Raw genomic sequence first — 25,608 nt, 5'->3', positions numbered from 1 at the left:
AATAGTCATCTGGTCTAGCCGAATTAGTGCTAATTGAGCTAGTTGATAACATGGCTTATTCTTGCAAGTAACAACTTAAAACATTGGCTAATAAAAAAGCCAACATCTATATTTGTTGGCTTTTTGAGCATTGACTATATACAAAGATATTTAGCGTCTTCTTCTACTTCGGCGACGCATTCGGCCTTCTTTATCTGAAGCGGGGGCGCCGTCTGTACCCGTTTTATCTTGTATTTCTAATGAGTCTTCGTCATCAATAGCATCGTTGCTATGCGCTAATGTTACCGGTGAATCTAGGTTAACCTCTTTTTTAGGCTCGACTTTTTTGTCGCCCCTAAAGACCGATTTTAAAATGCTAGTGACCCCTTGAAGTTTAGCTGGAGACTCCGTAATAGCAGGCTTTTTGGCAGCCGTTTCAGTTTTTTCAGTGTTAGCCTGGGTCGTACTTTTGTTATCTGCTGCGGGTGCTTCATCAAGCACTTTTTCTAGCTTTTGCTCAATGGCATTTTTTACTTCATCAGAAAGCTGATTGTTATCAGCTTTCTCTTGCGACTTTTTTAGACTTATATCGTCAACAGACTCCCCCGGCTTCAAGCGTACGGCCACGTTGTCCATACTTGCACCAGGGCGAATAGGTTGAGGGTCTAAAGATGCGATTTTGGGTCTAATTTCGGCAACATTATCCATAGGCGTCGCAACCGGGTCTAATGACAATGATGGACTGGCGATCGGATCTAATGGTGCAGATTTAGTGGCAATAGGGTCTAAAGAAGCTGATGTTGTTGCAACAGCATCTAAGGTTGTTGACTTAGTCGCTACAGGATCTAATGGCGTGGTTATTGTAGCAACTGGATCTGAAGAAAGCTCTGCTACAATGGCTGCATCAATGGCGGGAGAGTCAGCTGATTCAGCCACTTCTGTTTCTATGTTTTTTGCAGGCGTTGGCACTGCGGCTAAGTCTTGTGCTCTTGCTTCTAAACGAGCATCAAACTCAGTGGTTACCTCTAGCATTTCTGTTTTAGCAATCTCTACCGCTTCAAGCAATTCAGCAAATAATTTTTGATAGCTTTCATATTTGGCTTCAATGCCATTGATATTATTTTTAACTTCGTCACTTAATTTATTGGTTAAGCGCTTATAAATATTAATTTCTTGCTCAAGCTCATATAAGTACGTTTTAGAGTACTTAATTGACTCGTCCATTTCTGTTAACTTGTGGCGAATCGATTGCTTAGTATTACTAAACTCTTTAATAAGCGTTGGCGGAATTTGAGCCGGAGATTCTGGAATAGCCACCTTGCCGGCAAACTCACTAATATGGCTTACCGGTAACCATTGTGAAAATGACGGATGCCAACCGTAGCAATTGGGTTGATGTTGCAGAAATTCTAACGCTTCGCTTTCGTTTAATGGCCCTGTTACGTCGCCATCATGTGAAAAAAACCATTTTTTCATAGTCATCATTCTTATTAAATTGTTATCAACAGTGGTTAAATTATTTTCGCCAACCAGTCAGGTTATTTGGTTGCTACGCCAGCAAGTGTTCTTTGTAATGCTTCATATTGCTCATTAACACTGCGGATGGTTGTTTTAACTTCTTGATTTAAGTTTTGAGTAATTGTTTTGGTTTTATTGGTGTCTTTGTCAAAATCAGCAAGAGAGCCACTAATCGTATTCAATGTTGTTTGAATGCGAGTTAATGCACTATTTAACTCTTGTTCTTTTGCAATAAAACGCTCAACCAACTTCTGTGGAATGGCTTGAGGCGGAGTTGGAGGTGTGATGACAATATCAAATTCATCAACATGGCTAACCGGTATCCATTGTGCGTAAGAGGGGTGCCATGCATAGCTATTGGGATTTTTTTCGATAAATTTATTGGATTCAGCGAGTCCTAATGGACCACTAACTTCACCATTATTTGAGAAATACCACTCTTTCATAGTTCCACTCTTATCCTTAATAGTGTTTGTTGTGATTTTGTTATTAAAGCCTGTGCGATTCAATGTACAGGGAAATTGACAGATTCAAACTCTAACCAGTTAATTAACATGCTTATTCTTTGGGTTTTGATTTAATTCTTGCACAAGGAGTATTAATGCTGGTCGTTACATTAACTCATATTTTTTAACATGACTAGTGCTTGTGATTAATCTAATGCTGAATTTGCTTTCCAATAACTTTGCTACCTCTTTCTGTATCGACGTCGCAACATTTTAGCGCTAGATTAATTTTTATTATTGGTCGTTATTCGAAGTCAGCAGCAACCTCAAACTCTACCCATTGCTGTGTTTGAGGGTGCATAAATCCTATAAAACCAGCATGTAAATGCAGCCGATTGGCTTGCTTGCCATAAAGGTCATCGCCCCAAATTGGCATTGCTAATCCCTGTTGATGTGCGCAATGCATTCTGAGTTGATGGGTTCTGCCGGTTTTAGGATATAGATGCAGTAAGGTTTGGTGATTGACTTGTCGATAACGCTGCCATTCAGTCAAGGCAGGTTTACCATGTTCGAAACAGACCAATTGTTTCGGGCGGTCATTAAGATCCACTCGAAGAGGTAAGTCGATTACCCCCGATGGTTGGCGAACAATACCATCCACTAAGGCGATATAGCGTTTTTTCACGGTTCGATTAATAAATTGTTGCTGTAAGGCTTTATTAGCTTCTTTTGTTAGTGCAATAACCATTAAACCAGATGTCGACATATCAAGGCGATGAACAATTAAAGGCCCTGTTGCATTTGGAAATTTTTGCTTCATACGAGTTTGCACAGAGTCAGTGACATTTTTCCCCATGACAGACAACATTTCAGCTGGCTTATTAATAATGGCCAGGTGAGCATCTTGGTAAATAATATCGATGGTTTTATTTGCTGCCGTGTTAACTAATAATGGATCAGGATCGACATCTAACCCTGCTAACATATGAGCCAGAATAGGGCGGCATTTACTATGGCAAGCAGGATAATAATTCTTATGTTGTTTTACTTCTGATTTTGGTGATGCTCCCCACCAAAACTCAGCCATTGCAATAGGTTGATAGTGCTGCTCAAACGCATATTGTAATAATTTAGGCGCCGCACATTCTCCTGCCCCGGCAGGTGGAAGAGCGCTAGGACTGTTGTTAAAAATGTCGTTTAAATCTTTTGATTCACCTTTAATATTTAGAAACTTGTATTGACTGAACAGTTTCTTCTGTAGTTGACTTGACAGTTGTTTACGTTGCTTTTTTAATGCGTTTATTGAGTGAGTTAACTTATGCAATTGCATTGAAATAGCTTGTGTTTTATCTGACCATTGTTGTTTTAATAGCGTTTGTTGGTTTTTTTGTTGCACGCTTTGACGACTCAATTCAATGGATAGGCTTTTATATTCACTTGCAGACATTTGACCGTTATTGAGCGCCGCTTCAGCTTGCTGCCTTTGCTGTTTACGTTGTTTACGGCTATCAACAATATGTTGCCGGTATTGTGCTAGCTCAAGCTCAGCTTGCTGTTGTTGCTCAGCTAACATTGTGGTGAGTTGCTGTAGTTCAGGATCTTGTTCTTGCTTAGTGATTAACTGATTTATCTCATTAATTTGCTTATTTTCGATACTGAAAAAACTATCTTTAGTTAACATATCAAAAACAGGCGGTACAAAGGGGCTATGATGATTTTGATCGGCTAATTTACCTGAAAAGCTGGCAAGAAAACCGATAGTTCCCTCAGTGTTCTTTACGACTAAAACACCAAACATTTTACCAATAATCATCGATTTATCATGATTATCATCAAGACCGAAATTATGCTGCCATGGGTTATTTTGTAATAGCTCTTGTTGTAATTGTAAAGCGGCCTGCTGACAAATGGGAGCAGGCTGATAGTAAAATGGAAAGGTGAAGCGGGTTGGCAATTGATGATGAGCAATTGAGTCATAAAACGGGATGAAACAAGGGTCAAAACTACGCATTAATTGCACTCACTATTGGATTCTTAAACAGGTTCGTTGAACGGCTAACCCCATATAGGGCCATTATTCTGAAAGAGTTTATTTTACCCTGTTGTTATTATTGATGCACCATTGATAGTCGGTTTGACTGTTTGACAGCAACAGTCACCTCTTTATTCCAGCAATGTTAAGTTCGTTATTCCAGCAATTGCTATATCGTCATTCCAGCAATGCTTGTGGGCTGGAATCTTATGTGTTTTTAGGGAATGCAGACCCTCGATAAAAGATCTCGAGGGTGACGGTGTGGGTGCATCGTCCGTCATTCCGTTGATGTTAAGTTCGTCATTCCGGTGATGTTAGGTTCGTCTTTCCAGCAATGCTTGTGGGCTGGAATCTTATGTGTTTTGAGGGAATGCAGACCCTCGATAAAAGATCTCGAGGGTGACGGTGTGGGCGCTTCGCCCGTCATTCCGGTGATGCTAGGTTCGTCTTCCGGTGATGCTAGGTTCGTCATTCCAGAAATGCTAGGTTCGTCATTCCAGCAATGCTTGTGGGCTGGAATCTTATGTGTTTTGAGGGAATGCAGACCCTCGATAAAAGATCTCGAGGGTGACGGTGTGGGTGCATCGTCCGTCATTCCGGTGATGTTAGGTTCGTCATTCCGGTGATGCCAGGTTCGTCTTCCGGTGATGTTAGGTTCGTCATTCTAATTATTGCTATATCGTCATTCCAGCAATGCTTGTGGGCTGGAATCTTATGTGTTTCGAGGGAATGCAGACCCTCGATAAAAGATCTCGAGGGTGACGGTGTGGGTGCATCGTCCGTCATTCCGGTGATGTTAGGTTCGTCTTCCGGTGATGTTAGGTTCGTCTTTCCAGTAATGCTATATCGTCCTTCCAGCAATGCTAGGTTCGTCATTCCAGCAATGCTTGTGGGCTGGAATCTTATGTGTTTTGAAGGAATGCAGACCCTCGATAAAAGATCTCGAGGGTGACAGTGTGGGGGCATCGTCCGTCATTCCGGTGATGTTAGGTTCGTCATTCCAGCAATGCTTGTGGGCTGGAATCTTATGAGTTTTGAGGGAGAGCAGACCCTCGATAAAAGATCTCGAGGGTGACGGTGTGGGTGCTTCGCCCGTCATTCCGGTGATGTTAAGTTCGTCATTCCAGCAATGCTAGGTCCGTCTTCCGGTGATGCTAGGTTCGTCATTCCAGCAATGCTTGTGGGCTGGAATCTTATGTGTTTTGAGGGAGAGCTGACCCTCGATAAAAGATCTCGAGGGTGACGGTATGGGTGCATCGTCCGTCATTCCAGTGATGTTAGGTTCGTCTTTCCAGTAATGCTAGGTTCGCCATTCTAATTATTGCTATATCGTCATTCCAGCAATGCTTGTGGGCTGGAATCTTATGTGTTTTGAGGGAGAGTAGACCCTCGATAAAAGATCTCGAGGGTGACGGTGTGGGCGCATCGCCCGTCATTCCGTTGATGTTAAGTTCGTCTTTCCTGTAATGTTAAGTTCGTCTTCCAGCAATGCTATATCGTCATTCCAGCAATGCTTGTGGGCTGGAATCTTATGTGTTTTGAGGGAGAGCAGACCCTCGATAAAAGATCTCGAGGGTGACGGTGTGGGTGCATCGTCCGTCATTCCGGTGATGTTAGGTTCGTCATTCTAATTATTGCTATATCGTCATTCCAGCAATGCTTGTGGGCTGGAATCTTATGTGTTTTGAAGGAATGCAGACCCTCGATAAAAGATCTCGAGGGTGACGGTGTGGGCGCATCGCCCGTCATTCCGTTGATGTTAAGTTCGTCTTTCCTGTAATGTTAAGTTCGTCTTCCAGCAATGCTATATCGTCATTCCAGCAATGCTTGTGGGCTGGAATCTTATGTGTTTTGAGGGAGAGCAGACCCTCGATAAAAGATCTCGAGGGTGACGGTGTGGGCGCTTCGCCCGTCATTCCGGTGATGTTATATCGTCTTCCAGCAATGCTAGGTTCGTCATTCCTGTAATGTTAAGTTCGTCATTCCAGCAATGCTTGTGGGCTGGAATCTTTCTAGTGTGTTTACCCTTTACAGCAGGTCTTTCAAACGGTGGTAAAGCATGCCTGCGGCTAGCATAGGAGAGCGGAGGTGTGGGCCTCCGGGAAAGGTCATGTGGCCAATTTTGGCAAAGATATCAAATCTTTCTGCCTGTTGGGTAATCGCATCACTGATGAGCTTTGCTGCCATATGTGTAGCGTTAACTCCGTGTCCTGCATAGGCTTGGGCGTAAAAGATATTATTCGCGTCAGGTAAGCGACCAATTTGTGGCATTCTATTGGCACCAATACCCATCATGCCTCCCCATTGATAGTCTATTTTGACTCCTTTGAGTTGCGGGAATACTTTCTCTAAATTAGGCCTTAATGCGGCTTCTATATTTTTAGGGTCTTTACCTGAGTACGTGCATAAACCACCAAATAACAGGCGATTATCAGCAGAAAAATGGAAGTAATCTAATGCGACTCGCATGTCTGCAAAGGCCATATTTTGCGGAATTAAAGATTGGCATACACTATCACTTAATGGCTCAGTTGCTAAAAGATAAGTACCAACAGGTAGCACTTTTCCCCCGACATAATTATTGAGTTTATGGCCAATATATCCGTTACCGGCTAATACTAGATATTGGCAATTTACCTGACCTTCAGCTGTTTTTACTACTGGCTTGTTACCTTTTTGAATGTCAGTGGCTTCACTATATTCATAAATTTGTACGCCTAATTCCCGTGCGACCCTTGCTTCGCCTAACACTAAGTTTAACGGGTGTAAGTGGCCGCTGCCCATGTCGACTAAAGCCCCCTGATAAAAATCTGAATTTATTACCTCACTCAGTTCAGACTTATTTAATAGTTTGATTTCATGCTGATAGTTGGCTTGTTTAAGTGCATTGTATTCATCTTCAAGATCTGTAATGTGACGTTTCTTAACCCCTAAATCGCAATATCCCATGCGTAAATCACAGTCAATATTATGAGTGGATATACGATTTTTAACGATTTCAACAGCTTCAAAACCCATTTGGGTGATTGCTTCAACCCCTTCAGCTCCAATCACATTTTTAAACTGATTGGCGTCGTGACCAATACCTCTAATTAATTCACCACCATTCCTACCTGAAGCGCCCCAACCAACGCGTTTCGACTCTAATACCGCAACACTAAAGCCTTTTTGAGCTAACTCAATAGCAGTATTGATGCCGGTATAACCCGCTCCAACAATACAAACATCCACATTAATGGATTCAGTTAACTTGGGATGCTGATGTAATTCTTTAGCGTGGTGGAAGTAAAATGAGTCAGGGTATTTATCGCTATGAATGGGTGATTGCGCTGGCATAGCGTCTCCAAAGTTTGGGGTTAAAAATAAATCACCAATAATTGTTATTTATTAGTGGCTTTTAATCGACATTGTGTGCATTTTATTTAACACTGAATTAAGTTAGAATACAATTGCTTTATACAGGTGCTTTTAGACAGGATGTACAGAAGTACGATTATGGCGCATGGAATAATGATTTAATTATATTGCAGCGCTGTTAGTGAATGAATTTTCAGGAGATATGAATTGGATATCGGAGCAAGTTTAAAATCTGTCCGTAAAATGCGTGGCCTTTCGCAACGCGAATTAGCTAAACGAGCAGGTGTAACAAATAGCACTATTTCTATGATTGAAAAAAACAGTGTTAGCCCGTCCGTGAGCTCATTGAAAAAAGTGCTAGCAGGTATTCCAATGTCATTAGTCGAGTTCTTTTCTATTGAAGAGGGGACGGTTGGTGAGCAAAAAGTGGTTTATCGTTCTGAAGAGTTACTTGATATCGGCACCGGAGATTTAGTGTATAAATTAATTGGCCGAGATTTTCCGAATAGAGCAATGTCAATTATGCACGAGACTTACCCACCGGGTACAAGTACTGGTGACGAAATGCTCCAACATCATGGTGAAGAGGGCGCTTACGTGATTTCAGGAAAAATCGAGCTGACAGTAGCCGATGAAACTTTTTTATTAGAGCAGGGAGATAGTTACTATTTTAGTAGCGAATTGCCTCATCGCTTCAATAATCCTTTTACTGAACCTTGCAGTATTGTCAGTGCCACTACCCCAGGCGACTTTTAAGCTCATTTAAAGTGGTTTAATTATCTATTTCATTACGTTAATGGGTTAATTCAGGTTAGAACCTTCTAACCTGAATTGTCACATTTTGTAAATAATATTGGTCAATGCATGGATGTGTTTATTGGGCTGATAACGTCACTCTTCATGCTGGTGAACAATTTAAATTGTCCGTTCGTGCAAAATTTTTTTCCTTTAATAGAGTTGTTTAGGCCTATAAAATCAGTATGGCCTGGTAAAACTTCCTGCCAAAAAATAAAAGTTAATTCAGTTGTGTTTTTGCTATTGCCTAGTTTCAAAATTACGTGTAGTGTGTGAAAAAATGAACACGAATTATTAATTTATTAAACAAATATACCCGGTATTAACATCTCTAGATGAACAAAAGAGATATAGCGTTTAATACACAGTAATCACGGTTTGATATTTCGTACGGTTTGAAAGGAATACTGCATTTAGCAGTTCAAGTAGGTGTGATATGTCTTTGTCTAATGTCCCAATGATTGGGGTGGTGGCATGTAATCAACAAATTGGGTTACACCCGTTTAATATAGTGGGTGAAAAATATTTACTCAGTATTGTTAATGGAGCAGGCGGGTTTCCGCTAGTGATCCCATCTTTAGGGCTAGACTTGCCCACAGCAGCATTATTCTCTCGTCTAGATGGCATTCTGTTTACAGGTTCGCCTTCCAATGTTGAGCCTCATCATTATCAAGGTCAGCCCAGCGAAGCAGGAACTTCTCACGATCCCAAGCGAGATGCCACGACATTACCATTAATTAAGGCGGCTATTGACGCCGGTGTGCCTGTGCTGGGTATTTGTCGTGGTTTTCAAGAAATGAATGTCGTTTTTGGCGGTAGCTTGTATCAAAAACTTCATGAAGTTGGCAAATATATTGAACACCGTGAAGATAAAACCGCTTCGGTTGATGTGCAGTATGGTTTATCTCATCAAGTGAATATCACTCCAAATGGGCTACTGCATGACATTTGTGGGCTAGATGTTGCTGATGTTAACTCTGTTCATACCCAAGGCGTTGACCGTCTTGGCAATGGCTTAACCGTGGAAGCGACCGCGCCTGACGGCTTAGTTGAGGCATTTTCGGTCAAAGACGCTAATAGTTTTGCCCTTGCAGTTCAGTGGCACCCAGAGTGGAAAGTACAACAAACCCCTTTTTACCAATCAATTTTTGATGCATTCGGCAAAGCGTGCCGTTTACATGCGGCTAAGCGAGAGAAATAAATACTATGGACAAGTTAATTAAGTTTTTAAAAGACAAAAAGATTACCGAAGTTGAATGTGTTATCAGTGATATGACCGGTATTGCTAGAGGTAAGATTGCCCCAGTTGATAAATTTATTGACGAAAAAGGCATGCGTTTACCTGAAAGCGTTTTATTGCAAACGGTTACTGGTGATTATATTGATGATGGTGTCTTTTACTCATTATTAGATGATGCGGATATTGATTTTGTTTGTGTTCCTGATGAAAACGCAGTGTTCTTATTACCTTGGACTGTAGAAGCAACCGCGCAAGTTATTCATGATTGTTATGATCGCATGGGGAACCCAATTGAACTTTCTCCACGTAACGTACTGAAAAAAGTATTAAAACTTTATGAAGATAAAGGTTGGGAGCCCGTCATTGCGCCAGAAATGGAATTCTATTTGACTCAACGCAGTGATGATCATGACTTACCACTAAAACCTCCAGTCGGTCGCTCTGGTCGCCCAGAGGCAGGACGTCAGTCTTTTTCTATTGATGCTGCCAACGAATATGATCCGCTGTTTGAAGATATGTATGACTGGTGTGAATCACAAGGGCTTGATATTGATACCTTGATTCATGAAGATGGCCCTGCGCAAATGGAAATTAACTTCAGTCACGGTAACCCTTTAGCGCTTGCTGACCAAGTGTTTGTCTTTAAACGCACTTTGAAAGAAGCCGCCTTAAAGCATAATGTGTGTGCCACATTTATGGCTAAGCCTGTAACGGATGAACCCGGCAGCGCAATGCATATTCACCAAAGTGTGATTGACAAAAAGACCGGTAAAAACATTTTTACTAAAGAAGACGGCACTCAAAGCCAACTGTTTTTAAATTATATTGCCGGCCTACAAACTTATATTCCTGAATTATTACCGTTAATGGCGCCAAGTGCGAACTCTTTCCGTCGTTTTTTACCGGGCACTTCAGCACCGGTGAATTTAGAATGGGGTGTTGAAAACCGTACCTGTGGATTACGTATTCCTGAATCTTCTCCACAAAACCGTCGCATTGAAAACCGTATTCCTGGAGCTGATGCGAACTGTTATCTCACGATTGCCGCGAGCTTATTGTGTGGTTATATCGGAATGGACAAAGATTTACGTCCATCAACTCCGGTCACTGGCCGTTCAAATGAAAGCCGCACCAATAATGAACATTGTTTACCACTGACATTAGAAGAAGCCCTAATGGCAATGCAAGATAGCGAAGCGTGTATTGAATATCTTGGTCAGTCATTTACCACAGGTTTTGTAGCGGTTAAACAAGCTGAGCTAGAGAACTTCCGTCGTGTAGTCAGTTCATGGGAACGTGAGTTTTTATTACTGACGGTTTAATCATTCGCTAAGTGGATTTGGCTATAGCTCAACTTAACTCAGTTGAGCTAATTTAAGGGTGTGTTATGACAGATTTAAAAACATTACAACGTGATGATGCAGCGCATTTTATTCATCCATTTACTGACTCTAAAACGTTGGCAGAAAAAGGCACTCGTGTTATTGAACGTGCTGACGGTATTTACCTTTGGGATATTCAAGGTAATAAATTGTTAGACGGCATGGCAGGCTTATGGTGTGTTAATGTGGGCTACGGCAGACAATCAATTGTTGATGCTGTAAGTAAGCAAATGCAGCAACTGCCTTATTACAATAGTTTTTTTCAGTGTACTCACCCACCCGCCATTACTTTAGCTAAAACCATTGCCGACCTTGCGCCAGCACATATGAATACGGTGTTTTTTACTGGCTCGGGTTCAGAATCCAATGACACCAATTTACGTATGGTTCGTCGTTACTGGGACTTAAAAGGCCAGCCAAATAAAAAGACCATTATAAGCCGCGAAAATGCTTATCACGGTTCAACAGTGGCAGGTGCAAGCTTAGGCGGTATGTCGGGTATGCATGAGCAAGGGGATTTGCCTATCCCCAAAATAGTGCACATTGCCCAACCATATTGGTATCAAGAAGGTGCAGATTTATCTCCAGAAGAATTTGGCTTAAAAGCTGCTCGGTCACTGGAGGAAAAAATTCTTGAGTTAGGCGAGGATAATGTTGCCGCATTCATTGCTGAACCTTTTCAAGGTGCGGGTGGCGTTATTATCCCTCCATCAACCTATTGGCCTGAAATTAAACGTATTTTAGCTAAATACGATGTGCTATTAATTCTTGATGAAGTGATCAGCGGCTTTGGTCGAACAGGCTGCTGGTTTGCTGCAGAATACTTTGATTTACAACCTGATTTAATTTCCATTGCTAAAGGCATGACATCAGGCTACATCCCAATGGGTGGCGTAATAATTGCAGATAGAGTTGCAGACGTGATTAAACAGCAGTGCGGCGAATTCACCCATGGGTATACTTATTCAGGTCACCCAGCTGCTGCTGCGGCGGCATTAGAAAATATAAACATTCTCAAGCAAGAAAAAATTGTTGAACAAGTAGCGAATGAAATCGCCCCTTATTTTCAACAGCGTTTACGTACTTTAGCTGAGCACCCATTAGTAGGTGAAGTACGAGGCATAGGGTTAGTCGCTGCCATTGAACTAGTACAAGACAAAGCAACCCGTGCTCGATATAACAGTGACTTAGGCGTAGGGACTTGGTGTAGAGACTTTTGTATTCAGCATGGTTTAGTGATGCGTTCGGTAGGCGATACCATGATTATTTCGCCGCCTTTAGTGATTACAAAAACGCAAGTTGATGAGTTAATCGACAAAGCACTTTTGGCTTTAAATGATACTTATCAGCAATGTTTGTCAGCTTAATAACGGCCTGTTTTAGTTATTTTTATTGCGCTCTTATGAATATTTATTGCCAAACAGTGATTTTTTAACCAGTTAGGTAACTTAATAGCTAGTATTCGAAAAGGTTTTTGATAGAATCCAAAAATTATAGCATTAGCACTTTTGCTGTGATGTAACCGATGCAGAAATACGATGTAGCATTGGATAATTTCCTCGTTAAAAGGAAATGATAATAACGCTTAAAAAGCGAGACACTGTCAGTCATAAACTGGCCATTATCCAAGTAAGGGAGAACTCATGAAGCTACTTAATAAACTGTCTACCATCGCGCTTATTTCAGCGTCGGTATTTGCAAGCACCTCTTTGCACGCGCAAGAGGTCGTAAAAATGTATAACTGGTCTGATTATATTGCCGAAGATACCTTAGCTAATTTCGAGAAAGAAACCGGTATCCGAGTAATTTATGACGTTTTCGACAGTAATGAAGTGCTAGAAGCCAAGTTACTATCTGGCCGCAGTGGTTACGATATTGTTGTGCCATCAAATCACTTTTTGGCAAAACAAATTAAAGCGGGCGCGTTTCAAAAGCTTGACCGTAGTAAGCTAACTAATTACGCCAACTTAAAGCATGATTTAATGAAGCAGTTACAAAATGCCGATCCTGGAAATGAGCACTCTGTACCTTATTTATGGGGTACCAATGGTATCGGTTACAACATTGATAAAGTAAAAGAAGTGATTGGTGAAGATGCGCCATTTGATTCTTTAGAGCTTATTTTTAACCCTAAATATGCTGAAAAAATCGCTTCATGTGGTTTTTCACTGTTAGATTCTGCTGACGATATGCTGCCTCAAGCATTAATCTATTTAGGGTTAGACCCTAACAGTAAGAATCCTGCTGACTATGAAAAAGCGGCAGAAGTATTAACCAAGATTCGTCCTTATGTGACTTACTTCCACTCTTCTCGTTATATTTCTGACCTAGCCAACGGTGATATTTGTGTGGCGTTTGGTTTCTCTGGTGACGTATTCCAAGCCGCAGCACGTGCTGATGAAGCGGGCAATGGTCAAAAAATTGGTTACTCTATTCCTAAAGAAGGTGCCAACCTTTGGTTCGATATGTTAGCCATTCCACAAGATGCCACTAACGTTGAAAATGCGCATAAGTTTATTAACTACTTACTGCGTCCAGATGTTATTGCTCCTATCACTAACTATGTGGCATACGCTAATCCAAACGTACCTGCACAAGAGTTAGTTGAAGAGTCAATTAAAAACGACCCTGCGATTTACCCAACTCAAGACGTTATCGATAATTTATATATTGGTGATATTCGTCCAATGAAGATTCAACGTGTGGTAACACGCGCTTGGACCAAGGTTAAGTCTGGTCAGTAATCATACCCACAAAAAATAGGGCGGATTTTCTCGCCCTATTTTTGACCTCTTTTTACATTATTTTTTGTTGTAATGTGCCCTGTTTGTCAGGTTGCGCACTCCTACTAGGCGGAGCAGTATTATGGTAAACACCTCGAGCGTCACTAATAAACCAACCACAAAGACGCAAGCTGAAGTTCTCGTCAAAATTGATCGCGTAAGTAAGATTTTTGACGATGTTCGTGCTGTCGATGATGTTTCACTGACGATTAATAAAGGTGAAATTTTTGCCCTTTTAGGAGGGTCAGGTTCTGGAAAGTCAACACTGCTACGTATGTTAGCGGGTTTTGAAAAGCCAACCGAAGGACGTATTTTTCTTGATGGCGTTGATATTACCGATATGCCTCCTTATGAACGTCCAATTAATATGATGTTCCAATCCTACGCGTTATTCCCTCATATGAGTGTGGAACAAAATATTGCCTTTGGTTTAAAGCAAGACAAAATGCCTAAAGACCAAATTGCCCAACGAGTAGAAGAAATGCTCAAGCTGGTACATATGGAAAAATATGCTAAGCGTAAGCCGCATCAGCTTTCGGGTGGTCAACGTCAACGTGTGGCATTAGCTCGTTCTTTGGCCAAACGTCCTAAATTATTATTACTTGATGAGCCAATGGGCGCACTGGATAAAAAGTTAAGAACCCGCATGCAATTAGAAGTGGTGGATATTCTTGAAGCGGTAGGTGTAACTTGCGTGATGGTAACCCATGACCAAGAAGAAGCCATGACTATGGCTGAACGAATTTCTATTATGAATGAAGGCTGGATAGCACAAACCGGTTCACCAATAGATATTTATGAAGCACCAAACAGCCGTATGGTGGCTGAGTTTATCGGTTCCGTAAACTTATTTGAAGGCGAGATTGTTGCCGACGAAACCGACCACGCGATTATTCAATCTCCTACCTTAACGCAGCCATTTTATATTGGTCACGGTATCTCAACAGGGGTGGACAATAAGCAAGTATTCTTAGCTGTTCGTCCAGAAAAAACCATTATTACCCGTGAAAAACCTGAAGGTGAATATAACTGGGAAAAAGGCGTGGTGCATGACATCGCTTACCTAGGGGGGATTTCGGTTTTTTACATTAAATTGAGCAATAACCAGATTGTACAATGCTCAATGACTAACCGTGAGCGCCGTGCAGATAACCCAACATGGGAAGACGAAGTTTATATTAGCTGGGAAGACAGCAGCGGGGTGGTATTACACTCATGAAGACTCTATTCAAACGCCTTAAAGGCCGCTATTTAACAATAGGCATGCCCTATTTGTGGCTGCTGATGTTTTTCGCATTGCCATTTGCCATTGTGTTGAAACTGAGTTTTTCGACCGCGGCAATAGCAATTCCGCCATATGAAGCCACTTTTAGTTATGTGGATGAAACTTTATCGATTTTTCTAAATCTCGGTAATTACTTATTATTACTGCAAGACTCCATGTATTACATGGCATATTTAACCTCGTTGAAAATGGCATTAATTGCCACTTTGGGGTGCCTATTGTTGGGCTTTCCAATGGCCTATGCTATTGCCCGTGCACCGGCCAGGTTTCAACCAGTCTTGTTGCTATTAGTGATGCTGCCTTCTTGGACCTCGTTTTTAATTCGAGTTTATGCTTGGATGGGAATTTTAAGTAACACGGGGCTAATCAATAATTTCTTACTGTGGATAGGGGTGATCTCTGAGCCCATTCAAATGCTCAATACTAATTTTGCGGTATACATTGGTATTATTTATGCCTACTTACCCTTTATGATCCTGCCTTTGTACGCCACCTTAGTTAAATTAGATATGAGCTTAATTGAAGCGGCGTCTGATTTAGGCTCTCGCAGTATTAATACTTTCTGGAAAATTACCTTACCTTTGTCAATGGGCGGCGTTGTTGCTGGCTCTATGTTGGTGTTTATTCCTGCAGTGGGTGAATTTGTTATTCCTGAGCTATTAGGTGGTCCTGATTCATTGATGATCGGTAAAGTCTTGTGGCAAGAGTTCTTTAATAATCGTGATTGGCCTGTTGCTTCGTCACTTGCCATTGTGATGTTGGCGTTATTAATTGTGCCGATTACCTTATTCCATCGTTATCAGTCACGTGAAATGGAGAAAGAAGCATGAAGAAATTAAGTTTCTCCAAAGTGATGTTATGGTTTGGTTTGCTATTTTTATATGCACCCATGTTCATTTTGGTTATCTATTCATTTAATGAATCAAAATTAGTTACCGTCTGGGGTGGTTTTTCACCTAAATGGTATGCCGAACTGTTTAAAGATGAGCAGATTTTAGATGCGGTTTGGGTGAGTTTACGGATTGCCTTTTACAGTGCCACTATGGCGGTAATTATTGGCACCATGGCGGCTTTTGTTATGACGCGTTTTCGTCGTTCATGGGCTAAGTTAACCTTATCAAATATGATTACCGCACCTTTGGTTATGCCAGAAGTGATTACCGGTTTGTCATTATTGCTATTGTTTGTGCAAATGGCCGATACCTTTGGTTGGCCAGCAGAACGTGGCATGTTAACGGTATGGATTGCCCATTCAACCTTTTGTGCGGCTTATGTGGCTGTGGTGGTTTCATCAAGGCTTAGAGAGCTTGACCAATCGATTGAAGAAGCAGCAATGGACTTAGGCGCGACCCCATTAAAAACTTTCTTTTTAATTACAGTTCCTATGATTTCACCTGCGTTGATAGCCGGTTGGTTATTGTCATTTAGCTTGTCTTTAGATGACTTAGTGATTGCCAGTTTTGCTTCCGGCCCTGGCTCAACAACCTTACCTATGGTGGTGTTTTCATCGGTACGTTTAGGGGTATCACCTAAAATTAACGCCTTGGCTACCATCATTATTTTAGCGGTATCGCTAGTGGCGTTCTTATCTTGGTACTTTACTCGCCGTGCTGAGCGTAAAATGAAACAAGCCATGGAATAAAAGTGATTTTTAGTGGCACTTAGGTGATTTTGTCACGCCTGTTAAACAGTGTGGGAAACCTGTTATCCCACACTGTTAATTTCTAAATACTTTACTGTCATTTCCCATCGTTCAATTATTCATAATAGTCATTATTTTATACTGATAATGTTTTTTATTGGGTGTTTAATATTTTCAACATTATGTAAATAATTGTGCCTTTTTTGCTAGTTTTTATTTTGGCCTAGGTGTAGGATGAGACAGTTGTATTTTACAATATGCATATAAAGGAAATGTTATGTCCGCAACACCTCATGCTAGTTCATATTATGCCGCGTCAGCTAACGATAAAGTTGAACGCCCTCGTCTTGAATCTGTAATTGAAACAGATGTTTGTATTGTTGGTGCTGGTTATACTGGCCTATCTTCTGCGTTACATTTATTAGAGTCTGGCATGAAGGTTGTCGTACTTGAAGCTGCCCGAATTGGCTGGGGAGCATCGGGGCGAAATGGTGGCCAAATAGTTAACTCTTTTAGCCGCGATATCGATACCATCGAAAAAGTGGTTGGCAAAGAAAAAGCCAAACTTTTCGGTGAAATGGCCTTTGAAGGCGGGCGTATCATTCGAGAGCGAATTGCGAAATATAACATTGACTGTGATTTAAAAGATGGTGGTGTTTTTGCCGCCATGAATAAAAAACAAATGGGTCACCTACAAGCTCAAAAAAGTTTGTGGGAAAAACACGGTTATACCGACCAGTTAGAGCTATTGGACCATGATGGTATTCGCAATGTTGTCGATACTGATCTTTATGTGGGCGGGATGCTAGATAAAAGCGGGGGACATATCCATCCGTTGAATTTAGCCTTAGGTGAAGCCCGCGCCGTTGAGTCATTAGGTGGACTGATTTTTGAAGACTCTGCCGTGACCAATATTGACGATGGACAATCGCCTATTGTTCACACAGCAATGGGGCAAGTTAAGTGTAAGTTTGTGGTGGTGGCGGGTAATGCCTATTTAGGAAAATTACTGCCAGAACTTCAAGCTAAGTCAATGCCATGTGGCACGCAAGTGATCACCACCGAACCGTTATCTGATGATATTGCCGCCAGTATTTTACCACAAGACTATTGTGTTGAAGATTGTAACTACCTTTTAGATTACTACCGACTTACGGGTGATAAACGACTGATATTTGGTGGCGGTGTGGTTTATGGCGCACGTGACCCTGCAAATGTTAAAGCGTTAATCGAACCTAAATTATTAAAAACATTCCCTCAGTTGAAGGGCATTAAAATCGATTATGCATGGACGGGTAACTTCTTAATGACTTTATCAAGACTGCCGCAGGTCGGCCGTATAGGGCATAACATATATTATTCTCAAGGTTGTAGTGGACATGGCGTCACTTACACTCATTTAGCGGGTAAATTAATTGCCGAAATGCTTAACGGTCAAGCAACACGATTTGATGCGTTTGCCGCATTACCTCATTACCCATTCCCAGGCGGTCATGCTTTACGGGTGCCTTTTAGTGCATTAGGCGCTTGGTATTACACCATGCGCGATAAGTTTGGCATTTAGTCCAGCCTATTTTTAGATAAGGAGTGTGTGATGTTGTTAAATGATAAAAGTCTATTAATTGAGCAATGTTATATCAATGGTCAATGGACGAGTGCGCAAAGTGGTGAAACAGTGGCAATTTATAATCCCGCCACGGCTGAGTTAGTTGGCCATGTGCCGGTGATGGGCGCACAAGAAACTCAACATGCCATTGATGCGGCGAATAAAGCCTTGCCTCAATGGCGTGCGTTAACGGCAAAAGAGCGCAGTGAAAAATTACGCCGTTGGTTCGAGCTATTACTTGAGAATACCGATGACTTAGCCATGTTAATGACTTGCGAACAAGGTAAGCCATTAGCGGAAGCCAAAGGTGAGGTGGCTTATGCTGCGTCATTTATTGAGTGGTTTGCTGAAGAAGGCAAGCGCATTTACGGTGAGACAATTCCTGGGCATCAGGCAGATAAACGCCTAACAGTAATAAAGCAACCTGTTGGGGTAACGGCGGCTATTACTCCGTGGAATTTCCCTGCAGCGATGATCACGCGTAAAGCTGCTCCAGCATTAGCCGCGGGTTGTACTATGATAGTAAAGCCTGCACCACAAACCCCTTTTACCGCACTAGCCTTAGCTGAACTTGCCCAACGTGCAGGAATTCCTGCGGGAGTATTTAGCGTGATAACAGGCGATGCGGTGGCCATTGGTAACACCTTATGTGAAAGCCCAATAGTACGTAAGTTATCCTTTACTGGCTCAACTCCCATCGGGATCAAACTCATGGCGCAGTGTGCGCCAACGTTAAAGAAAATGTCGCTTGAATTAGGCGGTAACGCACCCTTCATCGTGTTTAACGATGCCGATATCGATGCCGCAGTTGAAGGCGCGATGATCGCTAAATACCGTAATGCAGGACAAACCTGTGTTTGTGCTAACCGTATTTATGTGCAGTCTGGCGTGTATGAAGCATTTACTGAAAAGTTTGCTAAGGCCGTTAGCCGCTTAAAGGTGGGTAACGGATTAGATGAAGGGGTAACAACAGGGCCATTAATAAATAGCGCAGCGGTTGATAAAGTCACTAAACATTTACAAGACGCCTTAACTAAGGGGGCATCTGTGGTTGTGGGTGGAAAAACCAGTGAACTAGGCGAGTTGTTTTTTGAACCCACTATTTTACGTGATGTGAATAAAACCATGTTAGTGGCGAAAGAAGAAACCTTTGGACCATTAGCTCCCTTGTTTAAATTTGATGATGTTGAAGATGTTATTCAGCAGGCAAATGATACCGAGTTTGGCTTAGCCGCTTATTTTTATGGCCGTGACATCAGTTTGATTTATCAAGTTTCAGAAGCATTAGAGTACGGCATGGTTGGGGTTAATACCGGATTAATATCAACAGAAGTTGCCCCGTTTGGCGGCATTAAATCTTCAGGATTAGGCCGTGAAGGTTCAAAATTTGGCATCGAGGAATACCTCGAAATGAAATACATTTGCATGGCGATATAAGGCGCATAAAGGAGCTGAGAATGAGTAAAACCAATGAAGGATTAATGACCCGTCGTCAGGCCGCTGTTGCCCAAGGTGTAGGACAAATTCATCCTATTTTTACCCAACGTGCTGAAAATGCCACAGTGTGGGATGTTGAGGGGCGTGAATATATTGATTTTGCTGGTGGCATTGCCGTATTAAATACTGGGCATTTACACCCTAAAGTGAAAGCGGCTGTGCAAGCGCAATTAAATGATTTTTCGCACACCTGCTTTATGGTTTTAGGTTATGAAAACTACATCGAAGTTTGTGAGAAAGTTAACCAGCTAGTACCAGGTGACTTTGCTAAAAAAACCGCTTTATTTACCAGTGGTTCAGAAGCGGTAGAAAATGCGGTTAAAGTGGCTAGAGCGTATACCAAACGTGCAGGCGTTATTGCATTTACCTCGGGTTACCACGGACGCACAATGGCAGCTTTAGCGTTAACAGGTAAAGTTGCGCCATATAGTAAAGGCATGGGCTTAATGTCGGCTAATGTATTTAGAGCTGAGTTCCCTTGTGAAATACATGGGGTATCTGAAGATGATGCCATTGCTTCAATTGAGCGCATTTTTAAAAATGATGCTGAGCCAGAAGATATTGCCGCCATTATTATTGAGCCGGTACAAGGGGAAGGCGGATTTTATGCCGCATCGCCTAGCTTTATGCAGCGTTTACGTTTGTTATGTGATGCCCACGGCATTATGTTAATTGCTGATGAGGTGCAAACGGGTGCAGGCCGTACTGGTACCTTTTTTGCCATGGAGCAAATGGGCGTAGCAGCTGATATTACTACCTTTGCTAAATCTATTGCTGGAGGGTTTCCGTTATCAGGTATTACCGGTAAAGCAGAGGTGATGGATGCTATTGGCCCAGGCGGTTTAGGTGGCACTTATGGTGGTAGCCCGCTAGCGTGTGCCGCAGCCTTAGCCGTTATTGAAGTGTTTGAACAAGAAAACTTGCTAGAACGTGCTAATCAGGTTGGCGACAGAATTAAATCAGCCATTAGTGAAATGCAACAGCAGCATCATCAAATTGCCGAAGTACGGGGCTTAGGCGCTATGATCGCCATCGAGCTGATGGAAGAAGGAAAACCTGCACCACAGTATTGCCCACAAGTGTTAAAAGAAGCACGTGATCGCGGTTTAATCCTGTTGTCTTGCGGCACTTACGGTAACGTTTTACGAGTGTTAGTGCCTTTAACTGCACCGGATGAGCAAATTGATGCGGGCTTGCAAATTATGGCTGAAGTATTCGACTTGGTGCTTAATTAAGCCTACGGGTAAATGCTTGTAGTGCCTCGATAAGTTCGCTCATATGTTGAACTCAACAAACCCTATTCATTAATAGGGTTTTTTATTATCAATAAAATGATTTTTATGGATTTTTAACTAAACTTAGTCTGACAAAAATAAATAATAACTACGGAGCAAGGTGTTTATGAAACAACTGCCGGTTAAAACCAAACTGTTATGGATAACCTCTACACTATTTTTGCTAATCGTGTTGACGCTATCTCTTAGTCTTTGGTTTTCACTTTCTGATAAAAATAAGCAGTTATCAACTCAAGTGGATGACACGTTATCAGTAGAGATTATGCAAAAGCTTTCAGCTAAAGCCGGTGAGTATGGTGAGCAAATTGCAGGTTTTATTGAAGAGGCTTATCGAATCCCTTTTTCGTTTGCGGGAATGGTTGAACACACGGCGAAAAACACCCCATTATCACGTGAGCAGCTCGAATCTTTAGTGATTGCGACTATTCAAAAGAATGAGCAAATATCGTCCATGTATGCGCAATTTGAAGCCAATGGTTATGACGGCTTAGATAGTCAATATTATCAAGGAGCGAGCCACAGTATTTTAAACCATGGTGGGTTAGAAATTTATTACACCCGCAATGACGATGGCAGTGCAGAACATCAACAAGTAGATGATGCCCAAGAAAAATACGTCGACACTTTAAATGAGTTCGGTATCCGTGAGGCTGAATGGTATTTGTGCGTTATGGATACTAAAAAGCCGTGTTTGATGGAACCCTATCTTTATGAAGTGACCCCAGGCTATAACGAGTTAATGACCTCGTTAACCGTGCCGGTGGTAGTGAATCAACAGTTCAAAGGTATGGTGGGCGTTGATGTTAACTTGCCAGTTTTTCAAGAGCTTATTAGTCAGTTGTCTAAAAGCTTGTATCAAGGTGAGACAAAGGTAACGCTATTAAGTGAACAAGGATTAGTGGTGGCTGCCAGTCATTATAATAAGTTAGCCAGACCATTATCTGAGTCGATGCCAGCAGCAAGAGCAAAGCAACTCCACAAATTACATGCTAGCCAGCAAACTTTTGCAGATGATGAATACATTGCGGTGGCTTACCCCATTACTATTGAAATGGCGAATGCGACTTGGTCATTAGTGATTGAAGTGCCTAAACAACAAGCGTTTATCGCCATTGAAAAAATGGATGATGCCATGGAAGAAATGGCGGCCTCTTTAGGTAGCCTATTGTTGATTTTGGGCGTGATTGTGTCAGTCATCGCCATTGTGCTAATTAGTTTTATGATCCGCAGTATTATTTCACCGCTAAACATGATCCAACAAAGGGTTGAAAACCTAGGCAGTGCCGAAGGCGATTTAACTCAGACCCTTCATGTAGAAGCCCATGCTGAATTAATTGCATTAGCCAAAGGCTTTAATCAATTTATCAATAAGCTTAGAGGATTGATTATTGGCTTAAAAGATTTAGCTGATAAATCACAAACCGAAAGCCAAAAGTCGGCTCAAATTGCCCAATTAACTCGTGAAAGTGTTAATCGTCAATATGCTGAAATTGACAGCGTTGTGACCGCAGTAAACGAGATGAGCGCTGCAGCACTGGAGGTGGCAAAAGCGTCTGAGCAAACCGCGCACGAAACCGAATCAATGACCACTAATGTTAAAGATGGTGAAGCAAGGCTTACTCAAGCTATGGGCTTTGTAAAAGACATGTCTGTTGAATCTGAGCAGGCACAAAAAGCGGTCAGTTTAGTGGCGCAAAGCAGTAGCAATATTAGCGGTATTTTAGAGGTGATCAGTTCTATTGCTGAACAAACGAACTTGTTGGCATTAAATGCCGCCATTGAAGCAGCTAGGGCGGGTGAGCAAGGCCGTGGTTTTGCGGTGGTGGCAGATGAAGTGAGAGCATTAGCTTCTAAAACACAAAACTCTACCGATCAAATTAGCCAGCTAATTGAATCATTACAGTCTGAGGTGAATAACGCGTCACGTATTATCGACAAAGGCGCTAAAGGCGCACAGCTAGCGGTTGAACAAACTGAAATGGCCTTGAGCTCGCTAAATGCTATTGTGGTTCAAATTAATGAAGTGTCATCGCAAGTCACCCATATTGCCACCGCAGCGGAAGAGCAAAGTATGGTAACGGAAGAGGTCAGCCGTAATATTACCGGTATTTCTGACTCAGCAGCTGAATTATCAAAACTGGCTGATGATGCTCAGCAAAGTAGCCATAGCTTAGCCGACCTAGTGCAGCATCAACACACTGAATTAGGACGATTAAAAACCTAATCCACTGTCTTTAAATATCACGACAGCTCTTGGTTGCCGCCATTGACGTGTCGTGATATTTCACGGTGTTATGGCGTTATGCCAATTACGATTGGTATTGAATAACCCTATGGATTATGCTGAGCTCTGACACACTTCAATTTGCTTATTATGTCTGAATTTATTGCTCCACCTTGCGCTGAACAAATCAGTATTTTGTATCAAGATGAACATCTATTATTGATCAATAAACCTTCTGGCTTATTGAGTTTATCGGGTAAAAATCCACAAAACTTTGATTCAGTACATTATCGATTAGTGCAGCAATTCCCGAATTGCACTTTAGTGCATCGGCTTGATTTTGGAACATCAGGCATTATGCTGGTGGCACTCAATAAACATATCAATGGCTTACTTACTAAACAGTTTCAGTCTGGCTTAGTTGAAAAAACCTATACCGCGATATTGCAACATGAGTTAGTTGAATCAACGGGAGATATCACTCTTCCCATTGCTAAAGCAGAATTTCCATTAATGCAGGTGTGCCATCACACTGGCAAACCATCCCATAGTCGATATCAGCTTGTTGAGGTTGTTAAAGATGCAGATGGAAATCTAAGTTCTAGAGTTATATTTACACCAATAACAGGAAGAACACATCAACTCAGATTACATAGCCAACAAATAGGCCATCCTATTTTGGGTTGCGATTTATACTCAATGGGTGAGTCAGCCAAATTAGCTCCGAGGTTGCTGTTGCATGCCACCACGCTAACCTTTACTCATCCAATATCCGCTGAAAAAATACATTGGCAATGTGAGTGTCCATTTTAAAAAAACATGCAGATGTGATGAAAATTGATATAGTATATTTGTTGTTGGAATTCATAAGGCTGTGAAATGATTGGAACTGCATTGGACTATTTAGCATTAATCACTTTTATTACGTGTTGGCTAGGTTATACCCAGTTTTCAAAACGAAAAGCTAAAACCGCAAACTGCATTGCCCGAGTCATGCATCAACAACGTATTCATTGGATGAGCCAAGTTATCGCTAAAGATGTTCGTGTTGCAGAAGCCGCACTTTTAGCGAATTTAGAACGGAATATCGCGTTTTTTGCTTCTACTACACTACTTATTCTTGCGGGTGTTTTAACCTTATTTTCTCAAGTTGAAAAGCTTGAAACCGTTATCGCTTCTATCCCATTTTCAGTGTCCCCAAATCACGCATTAGTACAAGTTAAGCTGGCGCTTTTAGCAGGAATTTTTGTACTAGCCTTTTTTCAATTTACCTGGTCAATGCGTCAATATGGTTTTGTTAATGTAATGATAGGCGCGGCGCCTTTAGATAAGTCGGGTCGTGATCAAAATCTATTAGCTTATGCAAGGCAGATGGCGGTAGTACAAGATCAAGCGGCTCACTCTTATAACTATGGCTTGCGGTCGTATTATTTTGCTATGGCTGCTTTGTGTTGGTTTTTTCATCCAACTGCATTTATTTTTGCGAGTTTGGTGGTTGTTTATACTCTTTATCAACGGGAGTTTAATTCAAGAGCCGTGCAAGCGATAACGTTAGCACAACAACACTTAGAAAAAGATCCTGCTTATAAAGTGAATGAGTAATGCTATTGGGTTGATTAAAAACGATATTATTACCTGCAAACTGGATTAATATTGATGCTAAATGACTCTTTTGAACTATATTTATAGTTAACGTTAGATTCTAACCTTCATATAAAGAGATCTAGAATGAAGCATATTCTCACGCCGGGAATATATTGTTTACTTAGTATCATTAGTTTGCCACTGAATGCCGCAACGTCGGTACGTATAATGACGTCAGATTATGCCCCTTATACTTCATCAAATGCACATGATTCAGGCGTGGTGTTAGCCATAATTGAGACGGCTTTTGCTACCCAAGGTGTCAGTGTTGAGTATGAATTTGCCCCATGGAAAAGAGGCGAGATGATGGTGGCATCGGGAAAAGCATTTGGTGCGGTGCCATATTTTAAAAATGAACAGCGTCAACAAAACTATGATTTTTCCGATCCGGTTATTTATTCGGTGAATAAGTTTTTCTATAACACAGAGAAATTCCCAGACGGCTTCACTTGGCATACCTTAGAAGATTTTCAAGGTTATCAAATGGGCGGAATACTCGGCTATTGGTACTTACCTGCATTTAAAAAGGCGGGTTTAACCGTGAGTAAAGTCAGTACCGATCAACAAAACTTAGGCATGTTATTACTCAAGCGTAATGATTTTACAGTGATTGATGAATTAACAGGCAAACTTTTGTTAACGCAATACTTCCCTGAAGAAAGCCACAAAATTGCAGTATTGGAAAAGCCTGAAAGTATTGCCGCATTTCATGTGATGATTTCTCGAAAATACCCTGATGCCAAAAAGATGGCTCAACTGCTCAATACAGGGTTACAGCAAATAAAGGCCTCGGGTAAATACCAACAAATTTTACAACGCTATCAAATATCCTCAGAGTTTGCTGCTGAGTAGATTTATACTTGCTTTGGTCGTTCTATCATGA

At 41.5% G+C, this 25,608-nt stretch carries 19 protein-coding genes; 15 read left to right on the top strand and 4 right to left on the bottom strand.

The genetic code is table 11. The features are described 5' to 3' along the window. Positions 1 to 150: 150 nt before the first annotated feature. From L2672_RS04580 to L2672_RS04565, 4 genes are all read right to left on the bottom strand, one after another. Positions 151 to 1,455, bottom strand: a complete 1,305-nt coding sequence (locus L2672_RS04580) for a DUF4339 domain-containing protein (RefSeq protein WP_248994647.1) — start codon at positions 1,453 to 1,455, stop codon at positions 151 to 153. A 62-nt stretch (positions 1,456 to 1,517) separates the two neighbouring features. Beyond that, the gene (locus tag L2672_RS04575) at positions 1,518 to 1,943 is read right to left on the bottom strand and encodes a DUF4339 domain-containing protein (RefSeq protein WP_248994646.1); all 426 of its coding nucleotides are present in this window, start codon (positions 1,941 to 1,943) and stop codon (positions 1,518 to 1,520) included. 304 nt (positions 1,944 to 2,247) lie between these two features. Continuing rightward, positions 2,248 to 3,954 carry an RluA family pseudouridine synthase gene (locus L2672_RS04570; RefSeq protein WP_248994645.1) on the bottom strand — a complete coding sequence of 569 codons (1,707 nt, stop codon included), beginning with the start codon at positions 3,952 to 3,954 and terminating at the stop codon, positions 2,248 to 2,250. A gap of 2,049 nt (positions 3,955 to 6,003) precedes the next feature. Next, on the bottom strand, positions 6,004 to 7,311 hold the full coding sequence (locus tag L2672_RS04565) for an NAD(P)/FAD-dependent oxidoreductase (protein WP_248994644.1): 1,308 nt from the start codon (positions 7,309 to 7,311) through the stop codon (positions 6,004 to 6,006). Positions 7,312 to 7,539: 228 nt separating this feature from the next. Between L2672_RS04565 and L2672_RS04560 the strand changes: the two genes are divergently transcribed. From L2672_RS04560 to L2672_RS04490, 15 genes are all read left to right on the top strand, one after another. Further along, a complete protein-coding gene (locus L2672_RS04560) occupies positions 7,540 to 8,088 on the top strand; it encodes a cupin domain-containing protein (RefSeq protein WP_248994643.1) in 549 nt (182 codons plus the stop codon). A gap of 475 nt (positions 8,089 to 8,563) precedes the next feature. Beyond that, positions 8,564 to 9,328 carry a gamma-glutamyl-gamma-aminobutyrate hydrolase family protein gene (locus L2672_RS04555; protein ID WP_248994642.1) on the top strand — a complete coding sequence of 255 codons (765 nt, stop codon included), beginning with the start codon at positions 8,564 to 8,566 and terminating at the stop codon, positions 9,326 to 9,328. 5 nt (positions 9,329 to 9,333) lie between these two features. Next, entirely contained in the window at positions 9,334 to 10,689 is a 1,356-nt protein-coding gene (locus tag L2672_RS04550; protein ID WP_248994641.1) for a glutamine synthetase family protein, read from the top strand. A gap of 65 nt (positions 10,690 to 10,754) precedes the next feature. Next, positions 10,755 to 12,116, top strand: coding sequence for an aspartate aminotransferase family protein (locus L2672_RS04545; RefSeq protein ID WP_248994640.1), 1,362 nt, complete (start codon positions 10,755 to 10,757; stop codon positions 12,114 to 12,116). A gap of 276 nt (positions 12,117 to 12,392) precedes the next feature. Continuing rightward, positions 12,393 to 13,493, top strand: a complete 1,101-nt coding sequence (locus L2672_RS04540) for a polyamine ABC transporter substrate-binding protein (RefSeq protein ID WP_248994639.1) — start codon at positions 12,393 to 12,395, stop codon at positions 13,491 to 13,493. A gap of 121 nt (positions 13,494 to 13,614) precedes the next feature. Further along, positions 13,615 to 14,751 (top strand): polyamine ABC transporter ATP-binding protein, encoded by a 1,137-nt coding sequence (potA, locus tag L2672_RS04535; RefSeq protein WP_248994638.1) that lies wholly within the window; start codon positions 13,615 to 13,617, stop codon positions 14,749 to 14,751. Further along, positions 14,748 to 15,647 (top strand): ABC transporter permease subunit, encoded by a 900-nt coding sequence (locus L2672_RS04530; RefSeq protein WP_248994637.1) that lies wholly within the window; start codon positions 14,748 to 14,750, stop codon positions 15,645 to 15,647. Before potA ends, L2672_RS04530 begins: the two co-directional genes overlap by 4 nt. Beyond that, entirely contained in the window at positions 15,644 to 16,459 is an 816-nt protein-coding gene (locus L2672_RS04525; protein ID WP_248994636.1) for an ABC transporter permease subunit, read from the top strand. The genes L2672_RS04530 and L2672_RS04525 overlap by 4 nt, the downstream gene beginning before the upstream one ends. Before the next feature lie 277 nt (positions 16,460 to 16,736). After that, positions 16,737 to 18,023 (top strand): NAD(P)/FAD-dependent oxidoreductase, encoded by a 1,287-nt coding sequence (locus L2672_RS04520; RefSeq protein WP_248994635.1) that lies wholly within the window; start codon positions 16,737 to 16,739, stop codon positions 18,021 to 18,023. A gap of 30 nt (positions 18,024 to 18,053) precedes the next feature. Continuing rightward, positions 18,054 to 19,502 (top strand): NADP-dependent succinate-semialdehyde dehydrogenase, encoded by a 1,449-nt coding sequence (gabD, locus tag L2672_RS04515; protein ID WP_248994634.1) that lies wholly within the window; start codon positions 18,054 to 18,056, stop codon positions 19,500 to 19,502. A 20-nt stretch (positions 19,503 to 19,522) separates the two neighbouring features. Continuing rightward, the gene (gene gabT / locus L2672_RS04510) at positions 19,523 to 20,797 is read left to right on the top strand and encodes a 4-aminobutyrate--2-oxoglutarate transaminase (protein WP_248994633.1); all 1,275 of its coding nucleotides are present in this window, start codon (positions 19,523 to 19,525) and stop codon (positions 20,795 to 20,797) included. Positions 20,798 to 20,963: 166 nt separating this feature from the next. Continuing rightward, on the top strand, positions 20,964 to 23,081 hold the full coding sequence (locus tag L2672_RS04505; RefSeq protein WP_248994632.1) for a methyl-accepting chemotaxis protein: 2,118 nt from the start codon (positions 20,964 to 20,966) through the stop codon (positions 23,079 to 23,081). Positions 23,082 to 23,231: 150 nt separating this feature from the next. After that, a complete protein-coding gene (locus L2672_RS04500; protein WP_248994631.1) occupies positions 23,232 to 23,894 on the top strand; it encodes an RluA family pseudouridine synthase in 663 nt (220 codons plus the stop codon). Between the two features lie 66 nt (positions 23,895 to 23,960). Then, on the top strand, positions 23,961 to 24,683 hold the full coding sequence (locus L2672_RS04495; RefSeq protein WP_248994630.1) for a DUF599 domain-containing protein: 723 nt from the start codon (positions 23,961 to 23,963) through the stop codon (positions 24,681 to 24,683). Positions 24,684 to 24,809: 126 nt separating this feature from the next. Continuing rightward, positions 24,810 to 25,577, top strand: coding sequence for a substrate-binding periplasmic protein (locus tag L2672_RS04490; RefSeq protein ID WP_248994629.1), 768 nt, complete (start codon positions 24,810 to 24,812; stop codon positions 25,575 to 25,577). The last annotated feature ends 31 nt before the right edge of the window (positions 25,578 to 25,608 follow it).

The sequence above is a fragment of the Shewanella gaetbuli genome, assembly GCF_023284065.1.
Lineage (GTDB): Bacteria > Pseudomonadota > Gammaproteobacteria > Enterobacterales > Shewanellaceae > Shewanella > Shewanella gaetbuli.
This window is presented reverse-complemented; position numbering and strand designations above follow the sequence as displayed.

Bases quoted from the DNA above. Each gene is read 5' to 3' on its own strand.
- L2672_RS04520 (WP_248994635.1), top strand. From the start codon at position 16,737: ATGTCCGCAACACCTCATGCTAGTTCATATTATGCCGCGTCAGCTAAC.
- L2672_RS04530 (WP_248994637.1), top strand. From the start codon at position 14,748: ATGAAGACTCTATTCAAACGCCTTAAAGGCCGCTATTTAACAATAGGC.
- L2672_RS04575 (WP_248994646.1), bottom strand. From the start codon at position 1,943: ATGAAAGAGTGGTATTTCTCAAATAATGGTGAAGTTAGTGGTCCATTA.
- gabT (WP_248994633.1), top strand. From the start codon at position 19,523: ATGAGTAAAACCAATGAAGGATTAATGACCCGTCGTCAGGCCGCTGTT.
- L2672_RS04570 (WP_248994645.1), bottom strand. From the start codon at position 3,954: ATGCGTAGTTTTGACCCTTGTTTCATCCCGTTTTATGACTCAATTGCT.
- L2672_RS04555 (WP_248994642.1), top strand. From the start codon at position 8,564: ATGTCTTTGTCTAATGTCCCAATGATTGGGGTGGTGGCATGTAATCAA.
- L2672_RS04580 (WP_248994647.1), bottom strand. From the start codon at position 1,455: ATGAAAAAATGGTTTTTTTCACATGATGGCGACGTAACAGGGCCATTA.
- L2672_RS04525 (WP_248994636.1), top strand. From the start codon at position 15,644: ATGAAGAAATTAAGTTTCTCCAAAGTGATGTTATGGTTTGGTTTGCTA.
- potA (WP_248994638.1), top strand. From the start codon at position 13,615: ATGGTAAACACCTCGAGCGTCACTAATAAACCAACCACAAAGACGCAA.
- L2672_RS04490 (WP_248994629.1), top strand. From the start codon at position 24,810: ATGAAGCATATTCTCACGCCGGGAATATATTGTTTACTTAGTATCATT.
- L2672_RS04565 (WP_248994644.1), bottom strand. From the start codon at position 7,311: ATGCCAGCGCAATCACCCATTCATAGCGATAAATACCCTGACTCATTT.
- L2672_RS04500 (WP_248994631.1), top strand. From the start codon at position 23,232: ATGTCTGAATTTATTGCTCCACCTTGCGCTGAACAAATCAGTATTTTG.
- L2672_RS04540 (WP_248994639.1), top strand. From the start codon at position 12,393: ATGAAGCTACTTAATAAACTGTCTACCATCGCGCTTATTTCAGCGTCG.
- L2672_RS04495 (WP_248994630.1), top strand. From the start codon at position 23,961: ATGATTGGAACTGCATTGGACTATTTAGCATTAATCACTTTTATTACG.
- L2672_RS04545 (WP_248994640.1), top strand. From the start codon at position 10,755: ATGACAGATTTAAAAACATTACAACGTGATGATGCAGCGCATTTTATT.
- L2672_RS04505 (WP_248994632.1), top strand. From the start codon at position 20,964: ATGAAACAACTGCCGGTTAAAACCAAACTGTTATGGATAACCTCTACA.
- L2672_RS04550 (WP_248994641.1), top strand. From the start codon at position 9,334: ATGGACAAGTTAATTAAGTTTTTAAAAGACAAAAAGATTACCGAAGTT.
- gabD (WP_248994634.1), top strand. From the start codon at position 18,054: ATGTTGTTAAATGATAAAAGTCTATTAATTGAGCAATGTTATATCAAT.